The sequence below is a fragment of the Cysteiniphilum litorale genome (assembly GCF_003428165.1).
Taxonomy (GTDB): Bacteria; Pseudomonadota; Gammaproteobacteria; order Francisellales; family Francisellaceae; genus Caedibacter; species Caedibacter litoralis.
In genome coordinates, this window is the sequence record NZ_QLIQ01000181.1 from 1 (window position 1) to 613 (window position 613).

At 49.6% G+C, this 613-nt stretch carries 1 rRNA gene; it reads left to right on the forward strand.

The window, feature by feature from the left end:
• Positions 1–613, forward strand: a 23S ribosomal RNA gene (locus DNJ75_RS15190); the annotation flags it as partial.

The following is a 613-nucleotide window of genomic DNA, read 5'->3' on the forward strand; positions in this document are numbered from 1 at the left end:
TGACTGCGTACCTTTTGTATAATGGGTCAGCGAGTTACTTTTAGTGGCGAGGATAACTGAATAAGGGATCCGTAGCGAAAGCGAGTTTTAATAGAGCGATTAGTCGCTAGGAGTAGACCCGAAACCGACGCGATCTATCCATGACCAGGTTGAAGGTTGGGTAACACCAACTGGAGGACCGAACCCGGTAATGTTGCAAAATTATGGGATGAGTTGTGGATCGGAGTGAAAGGCTAATCAAGCGCGGAGATAGCTGGTTCTCCCCGAAAACTATTTAGGTAGTGCCTTGTGAATGACTCGTTGGGGTAAAGCACTGTTTCGACTAGGGGGGTTTTGCGACCTTACCGACTCGATGCAAACTTAGAATACGACGAAGTTGAATCACAGGAGACACACGGCGGGTGCTAAGGTCCGTCGTGGAGAGGGAAAGAGCCCAGACCGCCAGCTAAGGTCCCTAAGTTATCGCTAAGTGGTAAACGATGTGAGAAGGCATAGACAGCCAGGAGGTTGGCTTAGAAGCAGCCAACCTTTAAAGAAAGCGTAATAGCTCACTGGTCGAGTCGGCTTGCGCGAAAGATTTAACGGGGCTAAGCGATACACCGAAGCTGCGGAT